Origin of the sequence: Synechococcus sp. C9, assembly GCF_022984075.1 — a bacterium.
Taxonomy (GTDB): Bacteria; Cyanobacteriota; Cyanobacteriia; order Gloeomargaritales; family Gloeomargaritaceae; genus Gloeomargarita.
The window spans coordinates 2383972-2401140 of the sequence record NZ_JALAAD010000001.1 but is presented as its reverse complement, the minus strand read 5'-3'; the positions used below and the strand labels follow the sequence as shown (position 1 = coordinate 2401140).

Below are 17169 nucleotides of genomic sequence, written 5' to 3'. Positions count from 1 at the left end.
CTTATGTTAAGTTTTATTACGGACATTCAACACTACTGGTTCCCCATAGTTAATTTCGTGGGTAGCGGGAACTGCGCCCTGGAGATGGGCTGGCGGATTTTGGATCACCCCGAAAATCTCCTCCTGCACCTGCGCCACCGGCATATCCGGGTTATAGTCCACCACCACCGCCCGGGCATCCGGGTTCACCCGCACCTCCTGCACCCCCAGCACCTTCGTCAACCCCTGTTCCAACCGCCGCCGATAGGACTCGTCGTAGGCCACCTGGGGCACATACAGACGAAACCGCCCGGGCAACCAATGCTTGACTTGGTAATGAATTTGTTCAACGGAAATACTGGCAGAAACTGGAATAGATTGTGCAAAACCTTGGGTAGGACGGGGTTGGGTACTGGTCATGGTGGGTCGGGGCAATAAAAAAAAGTATTCCTAACATACCATAACATCACATATAGCAATCCTACTTGATTAACAAACAGAAATTCTCCAGAACCAAGTACGGGGGCGGTGCCCCTGCGACCACTATTCTATTCTTATTTAGGACTGCTATAGCATCAAATCTATAAGGCTCCCAGCCAAATTTTTGGGAATACTAGCGATACCTTAAGGAAATCTCTATTTATTTGAACCAATCATCAATCCCATCGTGGGAATGCCCATATTAGTCAAAACCAAGGGCGGGGGTGCCCCCCTGCGACCGCTAACCTTGAATTTATAGAGGTGCCCCTAATACGATAATCTTATACTTAAGTAATTATAGTCATTTCAAACAAGTTTGCAACATTCGCCTTCACCTACAAACCCTCTCCTGGAAAGGAATGGAGCGATTGCAAATACCTAAAAAGTGTCGCATTCTAAAACGGAATGACTATATATCAACAGTACTTGAGAGGGGTACTAAGATACTTTTGTTATTAAATAAAATATAGCAATCCTACTTGATTGGTGAACAAAGATTTCCCAGAACCAAAAACGGGGGCAGTGCCCCTGTGACCCTTGTTCCATTCTCATTTAGGATTGCTATAGATATTCCCCAGAACCAAGGATGAGTGCGGTACCCCTGTTCTCATAGCGACAGCGTGACGTAGCCATACTCAGTTATGACTGCTATAGCAATCCTACTTGATTTGCAAACACAAAGTTTCCAGAACCAAATACGGGGGCGGTGCCCCTGCGACCCCTGTTCCACTCTCATTTAGGACGGCTATAGTTAACCAGAGGGTTGCACAGCACACCCATCAGCCCCACAATTTCATTGGGAATTGATGGAGCCGAGCGGAATCGAACCGCTGTCCGTATCGGGTATTAACGTCCCACTCATTCACAGGCATAGGTGCCTTGACCCAGACACCAGGAGCCAGTTTTGTCCCAAACTGACCAGGGGCTTACGGTTCAGGCTTAGCTAACCGGCAACCGCACAAATCCAGTTAGCGCAACCGTTGGGGGGATACGTTCCAGGATTAACGGTGTCACCAGGAACGCCTCGAAGTCGGTCTAGTTCTAACTAGGGACTCTTAGGCAACCACAACGGCCGCTTTACGAGCAAAAGGAACAATGTTGTTCGCAGTTACGTTGGTTTGAGCCTGGATTTACGAGAGTGGACTCCCTCTCGGCCTGCATCACAGGATGCGTGTTCGCCGACACGTCGAAACCATTACGGCCCCTTGTGCAATTATTTATTATAGACCAAAAATTTAGCCTGTGGGGGTTGGAAGTTTGGGGATGGAACGGGTCATAATTGAAAGGCGTATCAACCATGCCCATGATTATCCTGGAATGGCAGGCAGATAACCGCATCCATCGCCGCGAAATGGCTATGGGAAATCCGTCCCAGGTGATCCGTTTGGGGCGTGACCCAAATCTGTGTGATGTGGTTTTTAGCGACCCGACGGTTTCGGGATTGCAGGCGGAAATTGCTTGGGATGGGCAAGGGGTGTACTTGCGTTGTCTGCGGGAATCCAATCCCCCTTGGGTGGATGGGCAACGCTTGGGCAGTACGCCGGTGCCGTTGAAAAGTGGTAGTGTGGTGCGTCTGGGGCGGACGCAGATCAAAGTCATCAGTGTGGGGGCAACCCCAGCAGACTCGACGGATTTGAGTTTGAGCCAGTTGATTCCGGTGCTGGGGAGTGGGCAGGCTCTAGCGCACAAAGCCCATTTGGTACCGGCGGCGGTGACGGTAATTGGGGTCATTATTTTATTTTCCACGATTGGGAATCCGACCTTATTTAATGCCTGTTTGGCGTTTTTGTTGGGGATCGGTGGGTTTTATTTTATTTATCAACTCTGTGGTAAATCCAAACCCTGGTGGGCGATGGTCTTGGTGGGGTTAATGACGGTCATACTTTTGGTTAGCCCGGTCTGGAGCTTGTTTGTGTTAATTTTTCGAGAAATTTTACCAGGGAATTTGAATGCGAGTAGCCAGAGTTTTACGGTGCAATTTACGTCCCATTTTTTTGGGGCGGGGTTGTTGGAGGAATTATTAAAAGCTCTGCCAATTTTCCTATTTTGGGGGCTGGGGATGCTCCTGCCACTGCGGGCACGCTCCCGGATTGGGGTGGTGGAACCGTTGGATGGGATTATTTATGGGGCGGCTTCGGCGCTGGGGTTCACTTGGCTGGAGACGATGGGGGAGTACGTGCCGGGGATTGTGGAGGAGGTGGGACAGCAGGCGGGCACGGTGGCGGGGGAACTGGTGGGGTTGCAGTTGCTGATTCCCCGGATTTTGGGTTCGGTGGCAGGGCACATGGCTTATAGTGGCTATTTTGGCTATGGGATTGGCTTGGCGGCGTTGAAACCGAAGTACGCTTGGCTGGTGATTCCCTCGGCGTATTTGGGGGCATCGGTGGTTCATGCCCTCTGGAATGCTTCGGATACGATTGGCATTTGGGCGGCGGCGGTGGTGGGGATTTTAGCCTATGTGATGCTCTCGGCGGCAATTTTGAAGGCACGGCAACTTTCCCCGAACCGCCATGAGAATTTTGCCACTAGCCTGGTCAACAAAACTCGCCCATGAACAGTGCCATGGATTGGGAGCAGTTTCAACGTTTGAGCGAGCGGGGTAATTTTATCCCGGTGTATCAACAGTGTCCTGCGGATTTGGATACGCCGGTGTCGGCTTGGTATCGGGTGTGTCGGGGTCAGCCCTATAGTTTTTTGCTGGAATCGGTGGAGGGCGGGGAGCGCATCGGTCGGTACAGTGTGCTGGGGTGTGACCCCCTGTGGGTATTGACGGCTTGGGGGGAGGACTGTCGGCAGGTGTTTCGGGATGGGAGTGAGCAACGGTGGTCGGGGCACCCTTTTGCGGTGATCCAAAAATGTTTGGCGCCCTATCAGCCGGTGTCAGTGCCGGAGTTGCCGCCGGGGTTGGGGGGGCTGTTCGGGTTTTGGGGCTATGAACTGATTCGCTGGATTGAACCGACGGTGCCGGTGGTGGCGGGGGGGGACTTACCCGATGGCTGTTGGTTGCAGATGGATCACCTGTTGGTGTTTGACCAGGTGCGGCGGCACATTTGGGCGGTGGCGTATGGGGATGTGCGGGGGGGGGATGTGCGTTCTGCGTATGAATATGCTCAGGACAAAGTCCAGCAGTTGTTAGCCAAATTACAGCAACCCTTGGCACCGGCAACCACCCGCATGGTCTGGCAACCGGGGATACGGTCTGTGGAGATTGCCAGCGATACCACGGCGGAGGGGTTTCAAACGGGGGTGGCACGGGCGAAAGAGTATATCTACCAGGGGGACATTTTTCAGGTGGTGTTGTCCCAGGAACTCAGTACATCGTACTCAGGCGACCCCTTTTTGCTCTACCGTTCCCTGCGCTTGGTGAATCCTTCGCCCTACATGGCGTTTTTCCAGTTTGGGGATTGGCAGTTGATCGGCTCTAGCCCGGAGGTGATGGTGAAAACGGAGGGGCGGTTGGCGACGCTGCGACCGATTGCGGGAACCCGCCCCCGGGGGCATACGCCTGCGGAGGATGAACGGTTGGCGCAGGAATTGCTTAGGGATCCGAAGGAAGTGGCGGAACACGTGATGTTGGTGGATTTGGCGCGCAATGATTTGGGGCGGGTGGCAGAGCGGGGGACGGTGCGGGTGGATCAGATGATGGTGATTGAAAAGTACTCCCATGTGATGCACATTGTCAGTAATGTAATTGGCAGGTTAGCCCCGGAATATAGTGCTTGGGATGCCCTGCAAGCCTGTTTTCCGGCGGGGACGGTCAGCGGTGCCCCCAAAATTCGGGCGATGCAGTTGATTTATGAATTGGAGCATCGGCAGCGGGGGCCCTATGCGGGCTGTTATGGGTACTACGATTTTGAGGGGCAGTTGAACACGGCGATTACCCTGCGGACGATGGTGGTGCACCAGGGGCGGGTGCGGGTGCGGGCGGGGGCGGGGGTGGTGGCGGATTCGGACCCCCAGCGGGAATATCAGGAAACCTGGAATAAGGCGAGGGGGTTGCTGACGGCGATTGCGGCGTTAGGATGAGGGACTTTGTGGTAGGGTAAAGGCACGTTCCATGCCCTGATCTTTCCTGGGTTGTGCCATGAACCGGCAAAAGATTTTAGCCTTGACTCATCCCAAATGGCGGATGGTGTACGCCCTGAGCATTGCGGGGTTCACCTGGGGGTTTTTATCCCTATTGACAAACCTACATGGAAATTTTATTTATCTGATTACCTACAATTTGGCGGTGCTGGGCTATTTGTTGGCTTTTTTTATACGGATTAATGTGGCTTCTGTGGAGGATACCTATCGGTTTATTCGCCATCAGGAACCCAGTAATTGGGTGATTTTAGTTTCAGTCGTTATCCTTTCTTGGGCAAGTATTATGTCTTTGGTGAGTTTGGCGGAAACGCCCAAGGATTGGACAAGGTTGGAATCGGGAGTGCATATTTTTTTATCCATTTTAGCCCTCTTTTCTTCCTGGGTATTGGTCAATGTTTTTTTTGCTTTACACTATGCTAGGCTCTATTATTTTTCCCAGGGGAAACATTTAGCGGTGGAGCAATCTACGGAGGTGGATCGGGGGTTGCTCTTTTCGGAAGAGACATTGCCTAATTACTGGGATTTTATGTATCAGTCCTTTGTGATTGCCATGACGTTTGCCACTGCGGATGTGAATATTGCCCGGAAAGATATTCGGGTATTGGCACTTTTTCATGGGGTTTTTTCGTTTATGTATAATTTGATTATTTTGGGCTTGGTGGTGAATTATATTTCTAATTTGTTTGGTAATTAGGGCACCTCTATTTATTGCCATCACTGCAAGAGTACTTCGTTAAAATGCCTATATTAATGGCTACGCCACGCAGGCTAGCGAGAACCTACACCGCAGGTGCTTCTTTGACGGGGGCAGTGCCCCTGCGACCCATTTTTAGAAGTGCCCATGAGTTAAATGAGTCAATTTACCGAGCTACCGCTGAGATAATTGCACGGGATGTCCCCCTGGTCTTAGACTGGGGCTGGTGATCAATCATAGTAGGCACACGTATGGTTTGGATGTGGAATGGACTGCTGGGAGCACCTCTGGCCAGTCTGGAGGTGGGGGAGCATTTGTACTGGGAACTGGGAAATCTGAAAATTCACGGGCAGGTGTTTATCACGTCCTGGATTGTGATGGCATTGCTGATTGGGGCTGCGCTTTTGGGAACTCGTAACGCCCAACGGGTGCCGCAGGGGTGGCAAAATTTCATGGAATACGTGCTGGATTTTGTGCGAACCTTGACCCGCAATCAGTTGGGGGAAAAGGAATACCGGGCGTGGTTGCCGTTTGTGGGGACGCTGTTTTTGTTCATTTTTACCTGTAATTGGACGGGGATTTTGGTGCCCTGGAAGCTGATCGAACTCCCGGCGGGGGAATTGGCGGCAAGTACGAACGATATTAATACAACGGCGGCGTTGGCACTGTTAACCTCTTTGGCGTATTTTTATGCGGGGTTCAGCCGCAAGGGGCTGTTGGGGTATTTCAAGGGGTATTTGTACCCATCGCCGATCATGTTGCCCTTCAAGATTATTGAGGATTTCACCAAGCCTTTGTCCCTGAGTTTCCGTTTGTTCGGGAATATCCTGGCGGATGAGTTGGTGGTGGGGGTGCTGGTGCTGTTGGTGCCAGTGCTGTTGCCCGTGCCGTTAATGGTGCTGGGGCTGTTCCTGAGTGGGATTCAGGCGTTGATCTTTGCCACCTTGGCTTCCACCTACATCGCCGAAGCCCTGGAGGATCACGAACACGAAGAAGAAGCCGAAATCGCCTAAGATTTTGGTGGTACCGGGAACAAAACCTGGTATGGTGATTTGCGGGGCCTTCGTATCCCGTTACACAACCCTACTGCGAGGATGGATTTATGGATGGTTTAACGTCTGCTGCTTCTGTGTTGGCCGCCGCTCTGGCCGTGGGCTTGGGGGCAATTGGGCCGGGTCTGGGTCAAGGTCGTGCCGCTGGGCAAGCGGTGGAAGGGATTGCTCGGCAACCGGAGGCGGAAGGGAAAATCCGGGGCACGCTACTGCTGAGTTTGGCGTTTATGGAAGCCTTGACGATTTACGGGCTGGTGGTGGCTTTGGTGCTGTTGTTTGCCAACCCGTTTGCCGGTTAAATGCACAGACGGAGTGGGCCTGGTGGGTGCCCCATCGGGCCTGAATTTTGGGAGGGCGGTGGATGATGATGTCCGTAGGTACGGTTTGGTTGGCAGAGGCGGGGGGGTTATTCGACCTGGATGCCACCCTGCCCCTGATGGCGATCCAGTTTTTGGTGTTGGTGGCGGTCTTGAATGCCGTTTTCTACAAACCCTTACTGCGGGTGGTGGATGAACGGGAGGAGTACATCCGGTCCAATCAAGCCCAAGCCAAGGAGCTTCAGGCGAAGGCGGCGGAATTGACCCGTCAGTACGACCAGGAATTGGCCGTCGCCCGGCGGGAAGCCCAGAAAACCCTGAGTGCGGCGCAGGAGCAGGCCAAACAGGAATCTCAGGCTCAAATCCGGGTGGCGCAACAGGCGGCCCAAGCCCAGATTGCTCAGGCTCAGGCGGATTTGGCGGCCCAACAGGCGCAGGCGCTCGCCCAATTGGAACCCCAGGTGCAGAGTCTGGGGGAGGCGATTTTGGCAAAGTTACTGGTTTGATCTTATGGATTCCCTACTGCTGGCGATGGTGGAAGAGGGGGCTGGGGTGCGGTTCAATCCCGACCTGTTGGGTACCAATGCCCTCAATATCTTTTTGGTGCTGGGATTGTTGATTTACTACGGGCGGGGGTTTTTGGGGAACCTGTTGGGGGAACGGCAACAGACCATTGCCCAGACCATCCAACGGGCAGAAACGGCCCAAAAAGAAGCGGCGGCGACGCTGAAAACCGCCCAGCACAACCTGGCCCAGGCGCAGGCGATGGCGGCCCAGTTGAAGCAGGAGGGGCTGGCTAAGGCGGAACAGATGCGGGCAGACCTGCTGGCCCTGGCGGCGCAGGAAGTGGAACGGATTGGTCTGCAAGCCCAACAGAGTATTGAATTGGAGCAGGAGCGCACGGTGGCGGCGATTCGCCAACGGATTACCGAACTCACCCTGGCATACGTGACCGCCCAACTCCAACAGCGGTTGACTCCGGAGATGCAAAGCCGGTTGATTGACCAGGGCATTGCCCGGTTGGGAGGTGGGGCATGACGGCACAGGTGGCCCGTTTGACCGAACCCTACGCCGAGGCCCTGTTGGATTTGGCACAAAGCCAGAACCAGTTGGCACCAATCGAACAGGAATTGGCAGAACTCAAACAGTTGCTCCAGACCGTTCCGGAGTTGGCACGGGTGTTGCAACAGCCCACCATCAGCCCGGAGCGCAAAAAAAATGTCCTGCGGCAGGTCTTGGCGGGGCAGGTGCAACCGGTGGTGTTAAATTTTCTCTTGTTGCTGGTGGACCGGGGGCGGATTGTCCTGCTGGAACGGATTATCAGTAGTTTTCAGGACATGGCCCGCAACCTGCGGGGTACCCGGTTGGCCCGGGTGCGCTCGGCAGTGCCCCTGACCCCAGAACAGGCACAACGGTTGACCGAACGCCTGACCCAGTTGAGCGGTGCCCGGCAGGTGGAATTGGAAATGACCGTGGACCCTTCCCTGCTGGGAGGATTTACGGTGCAGTTGGGTTCCCAATTTTTGGATACCAGTTTGCGGAGTCAGTTGCAACGGCTGGCTTTGCGGTTGAGTCAAAATGTTGTTTAGTCCCTAACCCCACGAGGAAAGAAGGTTATGATCAGCATCCGCCCCGATGAAATTAGCCAAATTATCCGGCAACAGATCGAGCAGTATGACCAAACGGTGCAGGTGGCCAATGTGGGAACCGTGCTCCAGGTGGGGGACGGTATTGCCCGCATCTATGGTTTGGACAAGGTGATGGCCTCGGAATTGCTGGAATTTAGCGACGGCACGGTGGGGATCGCCCTCAACCTGGAGCAGGACAATGTGGGGGCGGTGTTGATGGGGGATGGCCGGGATATTTCCGAGGGGAGTACGGTCAAGGCCACGGGGAAAATCGCCCAGGTGCCGGTGGGGGAAGCCCTGATTGGGCGGGTGGTGGACCCCTTGGGGCGACCGATTGATGGCAAAGGGCCGGTGAACACCACGGAAAGTCGCCTGTTGGAATCCCCGGCCCCGGGGATTGTGGCGCGGCGGTCGGTGTATGAACCGATGCAGACGGGGATTACGGCGATTGACTCCATGATTCCCATCGGGCGGGGGCAACGGGAGTTGATCATCGGCGACCGGCAAACGGGCAAGACGGCGATTGCCCTGGATACGATTTTGAACCAGGCGGATCAAGACGTGATCTGCGTGTATGTGGCGATTGGGCAAAAAGCCTCCTCGGTGGCCCAAGTGGTGGGGGTGTTGGAGGAACGGGGGGCGATGAAGTATTCGGTGGTGGTGGCGGCCAATGCGGATGAACCGGCCACCCTCCAGTATTTGGCTCCCTACACCGGGGCGGCGATTGCGGAATACTTTATGTATCGGGGCAAGGCGACCCTGGTGATTTACGACGATTTATCCAAGCAAGCCCAAGCCTACCGGCAGATGTCCCTGCTGTTGCGGCGGCCCCCGGGGCGGGAAGCCTACCCAGGGGATGTGTTTTACTTACACTCCCGGTTGTTGGAGCGGGCGGCTAAATTGAACGATGCCCTAGGCGGCGGCAGTATGACGGCCTTGCCGATCATTGAAACCCAGGCGGGGGACGTGTCGGCCTACATTCCCACGAATGTGATTTCGATTACGGATGGGCAAATTTTCCTGTCGGCGGATTTGTTCAATGCGGGGGTGCGCCCGGCGATCAATGTGGGGATTTCCGTGTCCCGGGTGGGTTCGGCGGCGCAGATCAAGGCCATGAAGCAGGTGGCGGGGAAACTGAAGCTGGAATTGGCGCAGTTTGCCGAATTGGAGGCGTTTTCCCAATTTGCCTCGGATTTGGACAAGGCCACCCGGGAGCAGTTGGCCCGGGGTCAGCGGATTCGGGAAATGCTCAAGCAACCCCAGTTTTCCCCTCTGCCGGTGGAGGAGCAGGTGGCGATCATTTATACCTGTACCAACGGCTATGTGGATGACCTGGCTCTGGAGCAGGTGCAGCCCTTTTTGACCGGACTGCGGGAGTATCTGCGGGCGAATAAACCGGGCTATGGGGAGGCGGTGCGGACGGAGAAAAAACTCACCCCGGAAGCCGAAACCCTGCTCAAGGAAGGGATCAAGGAATACAAAGCCAGTTTCACCGCCTAGGGGGATGCGATGGCGAGTTTGAAAGCGATCCGGGACCGGATCAAATCCGTGAAAAATACCCGCAAAATTACCGAGGCGATGCGGTTGGTGGCGGCGGCCAAGGTGCGGCGGGCGCAGGAACAGGTATTGGCGACCCGGCCGTTTGCGGACCGGTTGGCCCAGGTGTTGTACGGGTTGCAGTCCCGTTTGCAGTTGGAGAATCTGGATGTGCCCCTACTCCAACAGCGGCCGGTGCGGCGGGTGGCGTTGTTGATCCTTTCCGGGGACCGGGGGTTGTGCGGTGCCTATAATGCCAATATCATTCGGCGGGCGGATAACCGGATTACGGAATTACGGGAACTGGGGTTGGATTATGTCCTAATTCCGGTGGGGCGCAAGTCCACCCAGTATTTCACCCGCCGTCAGCACCCGATTGACCGCTCCTTTACCGGGTTGGAGCAGATTCCCACCGCCGAGGAAGCCCGCCGGATCAGCCAGGAGGTCCTGAGCTTATTTCTCTCCGAGGATGTGGACCGGGTGGAGTTGATTTACACCCGTTTTGTGTCGTTGATCAGCTCCCGACCGGTGGTGCAGACGATTTTGCCCATGTCCTTGCAGGGGTTGGAACCCCAGGATGATGAGATTTTCCGTTTGACCACCCGGGAAGGTCGGTTGGAGGTGGAACGCCGCCCCCAAGCCCAGGTGCCCGGCGAGGTGTTTCCCCAGGAGATGGTCTTTGAACAGGACCCGGTGCAGATTTTTAGTGCCCTACTGCCCCTGTATCTGAATAACCAGATACTCCGGGCGTTGCAGGAGGCGGCTTCCAGCGAATTGGCCGCCCGGATGACGGCGATGAACAACGCCAGCGACAATGCCAAAGCTCTGATCAAAACCCTCACCCTCTCCTACAACAAAGCCCGGCAAGCCGCCATCACCCAACAAATTTTGGAGGTGGTGTCCGGGGCAAACGCCCTGCAGGATTAGGGGGCAAAGGCGTCGCAATACCCTTCGGGAGCCACCTGCAACCCCATCAGGGGCGAGTCCGGTTGGGTACAGCGTTGGCCCCGGTAAAAGCGACAGTGGGCGCAGGTGCGTTCGGCGGTGGGGGGGGGTGCCAAGACCTCCTGGGGACTCAAGCCCCGGATCAGCAGGTCTTCCCCCTGCCAGCGGGCAGACACCAGCCCAGTCGCCCCAAAGTTTAGCCAGCGGGGGTCGTTGGTCACGGTTGGGGGCAGGTCAATGCGGATGCCGGTGGCCGTTTCCGTCAGTTCCCCCTCGTAGCTCCCCGTATGTTCTGGGGGTGGGCTAGGCACCAGGGGCAAACCCACGGGTAAATCCAGCCAGGCCCCCGCCTGGGGAATGTGTACATGGTAGCGATTGCGGAGTTCCGGCAACCCCGCCAGGTCCCCCAGATAGGTGGGCGAGCCATGCACCAGAACCAAATGCTGAGGGCGCAGGGTGTGGATCAGTTGCAGGGTGGCGGCGCCATCGTTGTGCGCCTGGAGCTGATAGGGTTGGGTGGGCATATCCGGCGGCAGGGACTCCCCCTGGGGCCACAGCACCAGCCAGTCCCCGGAGCGCAGATAGTCCACATCCGGTGGGGTACAGGCAACAATAATGTCAAAATTCTGCGGGGCTGACCCCTGCCAGCGGTAACTCTGGGGATAAACCCGGTCATCCCAAAACAGACTTTGGTGGCGGGCGAAATTCTGCATCGGCTCCGGCAAAAAGGGCAACAATTCCCCCAGGGCATCACAACCCCTGGCCACCCCCGCCCCTACCCCAATTTTCACCGGTCGCCCCGTGAGCAGATAGTGGGTGCGCAACACCAGTAAAATCTCCTGGGCTTCCCCGATCCCCCCCGCCCCAATCCACACCCGCTGCCCCTGGGTCAACCCCCACACCACCGCTTCCACCAGGTGTTGTTCCTGCTGTTTGCGCCGGGGATACTTGCAGGTGCCCGCCGTGCCATCCAGGATCAGCACATCCGGACGGATGCCCCGCAAATCCGCTAACCGCAACCCCTCCGTCAAACGGGTATTGGCTAAAAAACAATTGCCCGTATAGAGCAGAGAAAACGTCCGCTGGGGGGTATGGTACTGCACCCAAACCAACGCCGCCCCCGGCAAATGCCCCGCTGGGATCAATTCCACCGTCACATCCGCCGTCAGGGGCACCGGCAGTCGCCAGGGCAACACCGTTCCCAACCCGGTCAACCCCGGTTCCACCGGCCAATTCAGGGGGAGCAACGCCCGGGTCACCTCGCTGGTGTAGATGGGTAAATCGGGAAAGCCCCGATGCAGTGCCAGCAACCCCCGACCGTGCTGGGGATGGGCATGGGAACAAATGACCGCATCTGCCGGAGGCGTGAGGTCAAAATAGGGGTCCAAACCCGACAAGCCACAATCCAACATCAGGCGGTAGGCACCCAAATGCACCACCAGACACACCCCTGCCCCCCCGTGCCCTGGACTATAGACCCGACACCCCAGGGTCATGCCTTAAGGATTAATGCGCCGAACCGTTGCCGTGGTAGTCATCCGTGTCATAAAACCCATTGCGGGTGCCGAAATAGAGGCTGGCCACCGTAAACACCACCGTCAACCCCACCACAATCAGCTTCACATCCATGCTGTACCTCCAGCGGTTCCCAGCTTCACCATAGCGAAAAAAAGGGGCACTGGCGCACAACGTAACCCCCCTGAAGCCGACCGCCGCAATACTTAAAATTTTCCTGAGAATGCCCCCCTGTTCCCCCCGGCGCAAACCCCCATGTTAAAATAATCGTTACACAAGCTAGGGGTGCCCCCAGGGGGGCTGAGAACATACCCTGAGAACCTGAACCGGCTCATACCGGCGGAGGGAAGCTGTTTTTTTGAGGAACTTAGCATGGCTCATCTACGCACCCATTGGCTTGCCCCCCGGCGGGGTCAGGACAATGTTACCCAAATGCACTACGCCCGCCAAGGGATCATTACTGAAGAAATGAATTACGTGGCGGAACGGGAGCAACTACCCCCCTCGTTGATCCGGGAAGAAGTTGCCCGGGGACGGCTGATCATTCCCGCCAATATCAACCACGAAAATTTAGAACCAATGGGGATTGGCATTGCCACCAAATGTAAGGTGAATGCCAATATCGGTGCTTCCCCCAATTCTTCGGATATTCAAAAGGAATTGGAAAAACTGTTTTTGGCGGTGAAATACGGTGCGGATACGGTGATGGATTTGTCCACCGGTGGGGGCAATTTGGATGAAATTCGCACTGCCATTATCCAAAATTCGCCGGTGCCGATTGGGACGGTGCCTGTTTATCAAGCCCTGGAATCCGTGCATGGCAATTTAGACAAACTCACCCCGGAGGATTTCCTGCATGTGATTGAAAAACACGCCCAGCAGGGGGTGGACTACATGACCATCCACGCCGGGATTTTGATCGAGTATTTACCCTTGGTGAAAAACCGCATTACCGGCATTGTCTCCCGGGGCGGTGGGATCATTGCCCGCTGGATGTTGCACCACCATAAACAAAACCCGCTTTACACCCATTTCCGGGACATTATTGAGATTTTCAAAAAGTACGATGTGTCCTTTAGTTTGGGGGATTCCCTGCGCCCGGGTTGTCTGCATGATGCGTCCGATGCCGCCCAATTAGCCGAACTGAAAACCCTGGGGCAACTCACCCGCAAAGCCTGGGAGCATGATGTGCAGGTGATGGTGGAAGGCCCTGGTCATGTGCCGATGGATCAGATTGAATTTAACGTGAAAAAACAGATGGAGGAATGTTCGGAAGCCCCCTTCTATGTGCTGGGTCCCCTGGTGACGGATATTGCGCCCGGCTATGACCACATTACTTCAGCGATCGGGGCGGCACTGGCGGGGTGGTACGGCACGGCGATGCTGTGCTATGTCACGCCCAAGGAGCATTTGGGTCTGCCCAACGCCGAGGATGTGCGGAATGGGTTGATTGCCTACAAAATTGCTGCCCATGCCGCCGATATTGCCCGGCATCGTCCGGGGGCACGGGATCGGGATGATGCCCTGTCCACCGCCCGGTATCACTTTGACTGGAACCGGCAGTTTGAACTGGCACTTGACCCAGAGCGGGCCCGGGAATACCACGACGAGACCTTGCCGGCGGACATTTACAAAACGGCGGAATTTTGCTCCATGTGCGGGCCGAAATTCTGCCCGATGCAGACCAAGGTGGATGCGGAACAACTCCAGGAACTCGAAAAATTCCTCGCCAAACAGGGGTGATTCGACCGATTACCCTGGGGGATTTAGGGCAGTTGGCTGTACTGTTAGCCGATTGTTTCCCGCCGCCTTTGAACCCGGGGGGCTGGGGCACGGCCATTTGGCAACGCACGATTGAGCAGGATGTACGGCAACGCCTGGAACGGGAGGGGGACAAAATCCTCTGGCTGGGAGTCTGGCGGGAGGCAAAGCTGGTCGGGGCGGTGGAATTGAGCCAGCGGCAATGGTTGCATGTGCATTACATTTACCTGGCGAATCTGGCGGTGGCGGCACCCTATCGGCGGCAGGGGTTGGGGCGGCAATTGCTCACGGCGGCGGAAGCGGCAGTACAGACCTGGCCCCAGGAGCATTTATACCTGCACGTCATGGAAAACAACCAAGCCGCCCGGGGACTCTACCAGGGGTTGGGCTATCGGGTGGAACGGTGGGAATGGACCTGGCAGACCTGGCTGGGGGGTCCCAAACGGTTACTGCTTGCCAAACCCCTTTGCCGGTACAATCGAGAATGTTCCCAAGCGTGAGTACCCTCTGTGAATCTGAGCCAAATCCCTGCCCAACCCGCCGAAGGTCTGGTGAATGTGATTATCGAAATCCCCGCCGGTTCCCGGAATAAATACGAATTGGACAAGGAATTGGGGGTGATCAAACTCGACCGGGTGTTGTATTCCTCCGTGCATTATCCCTTTGATTACGGCTTTATTCCCAATACCTTGGGGGATGACGGCGACCCCCTAGACGGCCTGGTGATGATGGACGAACCCACCTTTCCCGGCTGTCTGATTACCGCCCGTCCGATTGGGATGTTGGAAATGGTGGATGGGGGCGAACGGGATGAAAAACTGCTCTGTGTCCCTGCGGATGACCCCCGCTACGAAAAAGTTAAATCCCTCAGCGACGTGGCACCCCATCGGTTGGCGGAAATTGCCGAATTTTTCCGTACCTACAAAAATCTGCAAAAGAAGAAAGTGGAAGTTGGGGAATGGAAAGATGTGTACTCCGTCATGCCTTTGGTGGCACAATGTATCCAAGCCTATCAAAATGCCTAATTCCCTCTGAAAATCCCCGTGTGGCGCACGTTTCTTCTCAGTAAACTGCACAATGCTACCCTCACCGGGGTCTATCTGGATTATCAGGGAAGCATTGCCATTGACCAGGAGTTGTTGGAACAGGCGGGCATTTTTCCCCAGGAACAGGTGCAGGTCGCTAATATCACCAATGGCCAGCGATTAACGACTTATGTCATTGCGGCACCAGCGGGTTCCGGCAAGGTGGAATTAAACGGGGCAGCGGCGCACTGTGGCAGGGTTGGGGACCGCTTGATTATCATGAGTTATGGATTATTAACCCCAGAGGAATGGGTGCATCATGTGCCCAAAATTTTAATTTTAGATGCACACAATCGGGTGAAAATTAACTGTAGTAATCCTAAGTGAAAATAGAACAGGGGTCGCAGGGGCGTAGGTTCTGGAGAATTTCTGTATGCCTACGGCACGCAAGCCAACACTGTAACCTTTTTTTGGGAAAAATTTAGAAGTCCAACCTCTCCCCAAACGCCAGGGATGAATTGGGATTATCCCAAGATATTAATCCCCTTCCTGGGCAATTTGCCGACACAACAGCAACACCGGGATCATCCCCACCACCACCAACGCCAACGCCGGCCCCGCCGCCTCAATAATCCGACTGTCCTGGGCATAGCGATACACCCGAATCGCCAAGGTATCGAAATTAAACGGCCGAATGATCAGCGTCGCCGGTAACTCCTTCACCACATCCACAAACACCAAAATCCCCGCACTCGCCAACGTGCCCGCCAGCAGGGGCAAATGCACCCGCACCACCGTACTCCAAGGGGGATGCCCCAAACTGCCCGCCGCCTCGTCCAACTCCGGCGCAATCCGGGCTAAGCCCGCCTCCACCGCCCCCAACGCCAACGGCAAATAGCGCACCAAATAGGCAAAAATCACCGCCCCTATCGTACCGCCCACCACCATGCGCCCCAGGGTTTGGTCCACCCAGCCCAACGCCCACAACACCCCCACCGCAATCACCGCCCCCGGCACCGCATAACCCATCCCCACTAGGCGGGTCAGCCCCGGCAGTAGCCCCCAGGGGAACAACCGATTGCCATAGCCCCAAAACAGCGCCAACAGCAACGCCAACCCCGCACTCACCGTCGCCAAAATACAGGTATGCCCCACCGCCTCCCAAAACGACGCATCAAAAGTTTCCGTCCGGTAGCGCACCGCCAACTCCAGCAGTACCCCCCCCGGAATCACAAACCCCAACAGCACCGGCAGTCCACAGACCAGCCACGCCCCCAGCACCGCCCAGCCCCGCAGACGCACCCGGATCGCCCGCCCCCCCTGGGTTTGGGTATAACGAGCCTCTCGCCGGGAGTACAATTCCAGTACAACCAATCCCAAAACCACCACCAGCAAACACACCGCCAACTGGGTCGCCGCCACCCGTGACCCCAGATTAAACCAGGTGCGATAAATTCCCGTTGTGAATACAGGCACCCCGAAATAATCCACCACCCCAAAATCCGCCACCGTTTCCATCACCGCCAAGGCCAACCCCGCCATCACCGCCGGGCGTGCCAAGGGCAAGGCCACCCGCCAAAACGTGCCCCACCGCCCCCACCCCAGCAGCCGACTGGCCTCCAACAGAGGACGGGACTGCTGGCGAAAACTCACCCGCACCAATAAATACACATAGGGATACAACACGCAAATAAACATGAGAATCGCCCCCGGCAGAGAACGGATATTCGGGAACCAGTACTGCCCCACCGCCCAGCCCGTCACCCGCCGCAACCACCCCTGCACCGGCCCAAACACCTCCAACCATTCCGCATAGGCAAGCGCCAAGACATAGGCAGGCGCCGCAAAAGGCAGGACCAACGCCCACTCCCAAAACCCCCGTCCCGGCCAGTCACACACCCCCACCAGCCAAGCCGTCGCCACCCCCACCACCGCCACCCCCACCCCTACCCCCACCGCCAGGATCAGGGTATTGAGCGCATATTCCGGCAACACCGTACTGAGCAAATGCTGCCACACCTCCGGTTGCGGGTCGAACACACTGGCGAGTACCACCAGCACGGGCACCAGAAACACCCCCGCCAACAGCAGACCCACCCCCAACCAAACGTCAGCCACCCAGGTGCGCAAACCAACCATCATGAACTACAC

The 17169-nt window shown here is 56.2% G+C and carries 18 protein-coding genes, 1 other RNA gene and 1 riboswitch; of the genes, 14 read left to right on the top strand and 5 right to left on the bottom strand.

The window, feature by feature from the left end:
- Positions 1-6: 6 nt before the first annotated feature.
- Together MLD66_RS11770 and ssrA are read right to left on the bottom strand one after the other, a co-directional pair.
- Complete coding sequence (locus tag MLD66_RS11770; protein ID WP_247218112.1) at positions 7-399, bottom strand: heavy-metal-associated domain-containing protein; 393 nt, start codon at positions 397-399, stop codon at positions 7-9.
- 864 nt (positions 400-1263) lie between these two features.
- Positions 1264-1664: a transfer-messenger RNA gene (gene ssrA, locus MLD66_RS11765) on the bottom strand.
- A gap of 92 nt (positions 1665-1756) precedes the next feature.
- Between ssrA and MLD66_RS11760 the strand changes: the two genes are divergently transcribed.
- The 10 genes from MLD66_RS11760 (at position 1757) to MLD66_RS11715 (ending at position 10699) form a co-directional block, all read left to right on the top strand.
- A complete protein-coding gene (locus MLD66_RS11760) occupies positions 1757-3013 on the top strand; it encodes a PrsW family glutamic-type intramembrane protease (RefSeq protein WP_247218110.1) in 1257 nt (418 codons plus the stop codon).
- Positions 3010-4485, top strand: coding sequence for an anthranilate synthase component I (trpE, locus tag MLD66_RS11755; RefSeq protein ID WP_247218108.1), 1476 nt, complete (start codon positions 3010-3012; stop codon positions 4483-4485). Before MLD66_RS11760 ends, trpE begins: the two co-directional genes overlap by 4 nt.
- 58 nt (positions 4486-4543) lie before the next feature.
- On the top strand, positions 4544-5239 hold the full coding sequence (locus MLD66_RS11750; protein ID WP_247218106.1) for a DUF1345 domain-containing protein: 696 nt from the start codon (positions 4544-4546) through the stop codon (positions 5237-5239).
- 251 nt (positions 5240-5490) lie between these two features.
- Positions 5491-6252 carry a F0F1 ATP synthase subunit A gene (gene atpB / locus MLD66_RS11745; RefSeq protein ID WP_247218104.1) on the top strand — a complete coding sequence of 254 codons (762 nt, stop codon included), beginning with the start codon at positions 5491-5493 and terminating at the stop codon, positions 6250-6252.
- Between the two features lie 89 nt (positions 6253-6341).
- On the top strand, positions 6342-6590 hold the full coding sequence (gene atpE / locus MLD66_RS11740) for an ATP synthase F0 subunit C (protein ID WP_247218102.1): 249 nt from the start codon (positions 6342-6344) through the stop codon (positions 6588-6590).
- 62 nt (positions 6591-6652) lie between these two features.
- Positions 6653-7114: a F0F1 ATP synthase subunit B' gene (locus MLD66_RS11735; protein ID WP_247218100.1), complete on the top strand. Its 462-nt coding sequence runs from the start codon at positions 6653-6655 to the stop codon at positions 7112-7114.
- Positions 7115-7118: 4 nt separating this feature from the next.
- Positions 7119-7646, top strand: coding sequence for a F0F1 ATP synthase subunit B (locus MLD66_RS11730; protein ID WP_247218099.1), 528 nt, complete (start codon positions 7119-7121; stop codon positions 7644-7646).
- Positions 7643-8197, top strand: coding sequence for an ATP synthase F1 subunit delta (gene atpH / locus MLD66_RS11725; protein WP_247218097.1), 555 nt, complete (start codon positions 7643-7645; stop codon positions 8195-8197). Before MLD66_RS11730 ends, atpH begins: the two co-directional genes overlap by 4 nt.
- A gap of 27 nt (positions 8198-8224) precedes the next feature.
- On the top strand, positions 8225-9736 hold the full coding sequence (atpA, locus tag MLD66_RS11720; RefSeq protein WP_247218095.1) for a F0F1 ATP synthase subunit alpha: 1512 nt from the start codon (positions 8225-8227) through the stop codon (positions 9734-9736).
- Between the two features lie 9 nt (positions 9737-9745).
- Positions 9746-10699, top strand: a complete 954-nt coding sequence (locus MLD66_RS11715; protein WP_247218093.1) for a F0F1 ATP synthase subunit gamma — start codon at positions 9746-9748, stop codon at positions 10697-10699.
- Here MLD66_RS11715 and MLD66_RS11710 read toward each other — a convergent pair.
- Together MLD66_RS11710 and MLD66_RS14560 are read right to left on the bottom strand one after the other, a co-directional pair.
- A complete protein-coding gene (locus MLD66_RS11710; RefSeq protein WP_247218092.1) occupies positions 10696-12213 on the bottom strand; it encodes an MBL fold metallo-hydrolase in 1518 nt (505 codons plus the stop codon). The genes MLD66_RS11715 and MLD66_RS11710 overlap by 4 nt on opposite strands.
- A gap of 10 nt (positions 12214-12223) precedes the next feature.
- Positions 12224-12346 (bottom strand): hypothetical protein, encoded by a 123-nt coding sequence (locus MLD66_RS14560; protein WP_281438461.1) that lies wholly within the window; start codon positions 12344-12346, stop codon positions 12224-12226.
- Positions 12347-12503: 157 nt separating this feature from the next.
- A riboswitch (TPP riboswitch) is annotated at positions 12504-12597 on the top strand.
- A 7-nt stretch (positions 12598-12604) separates the two neighbouring features.
- On the opposite strand from MLD66_RS14560, the gene thiC reads away from it, so the two are divergent.
- Genes thiC through panD form a run of 4 tightly spaced genes read left to right on the top strand, consistent with a single transcriptional unit; the run spans position 12605 to position 15405 of the window.
- Positions 12605-13975, top strand: coding sequence for a phosphomethylpyrimidine synthase (gene thiC / locus MLD66_RS11705; protein WP_247218090.1), 1371 nt, complete (start codon positions 12605-12607; stop codon positions 13973-13975).
- A complete protein-coding gene (locus MLD66_RS11700) occupies positions 13972-14493 on the top strand; it encodes a GNAT family N-acetyltransferase (RefSeq protein WP_247218088.1) in 522 nt (173 codons plus the stop codon). The genes thiC and MLD66_RS11700 overlap by 4 nt, the downstream gene beginning before the upstream one ends.
- 9 nt (positions 14494-14502) lie before the next feature.
- On the top strand, positions 14503-15018 hold the full coding sequence (locus MLD66_RS11695; protein WP_247218086.1) for an inorganic diphosphatase: 516 nt from the start codon (positions 14503-14505) through the stop codon (positions 15016-15018).
- 18 nt (positions 15019-15036) lie between these two features.
- Entirely contained in the window at positions 15037-15405 is a 369-nt protein-coding gene (gene panD, locus MLD66_RS11690) for an aspartate 1-decarboxylase (RefSeq protein WP_247218084.1), read from the top strand.
- Positions 15406-15555: 150 nt separating this feature from the next.
- Here the strand turns inward: panD and MLD66_RS11685 are convergent, their stop codons facing one another.
- A complete protein-coding gene (locus MLD66_RS11685; protein ID WP_247218083.1) occupies positions 15556-17160 on the bottom strand; it encodes an iron ABC transporter permease in 1605 nt (534 codons plus the stop codon).
- Positions 17161-17169 lie beyond the last annotated feature (9 nt).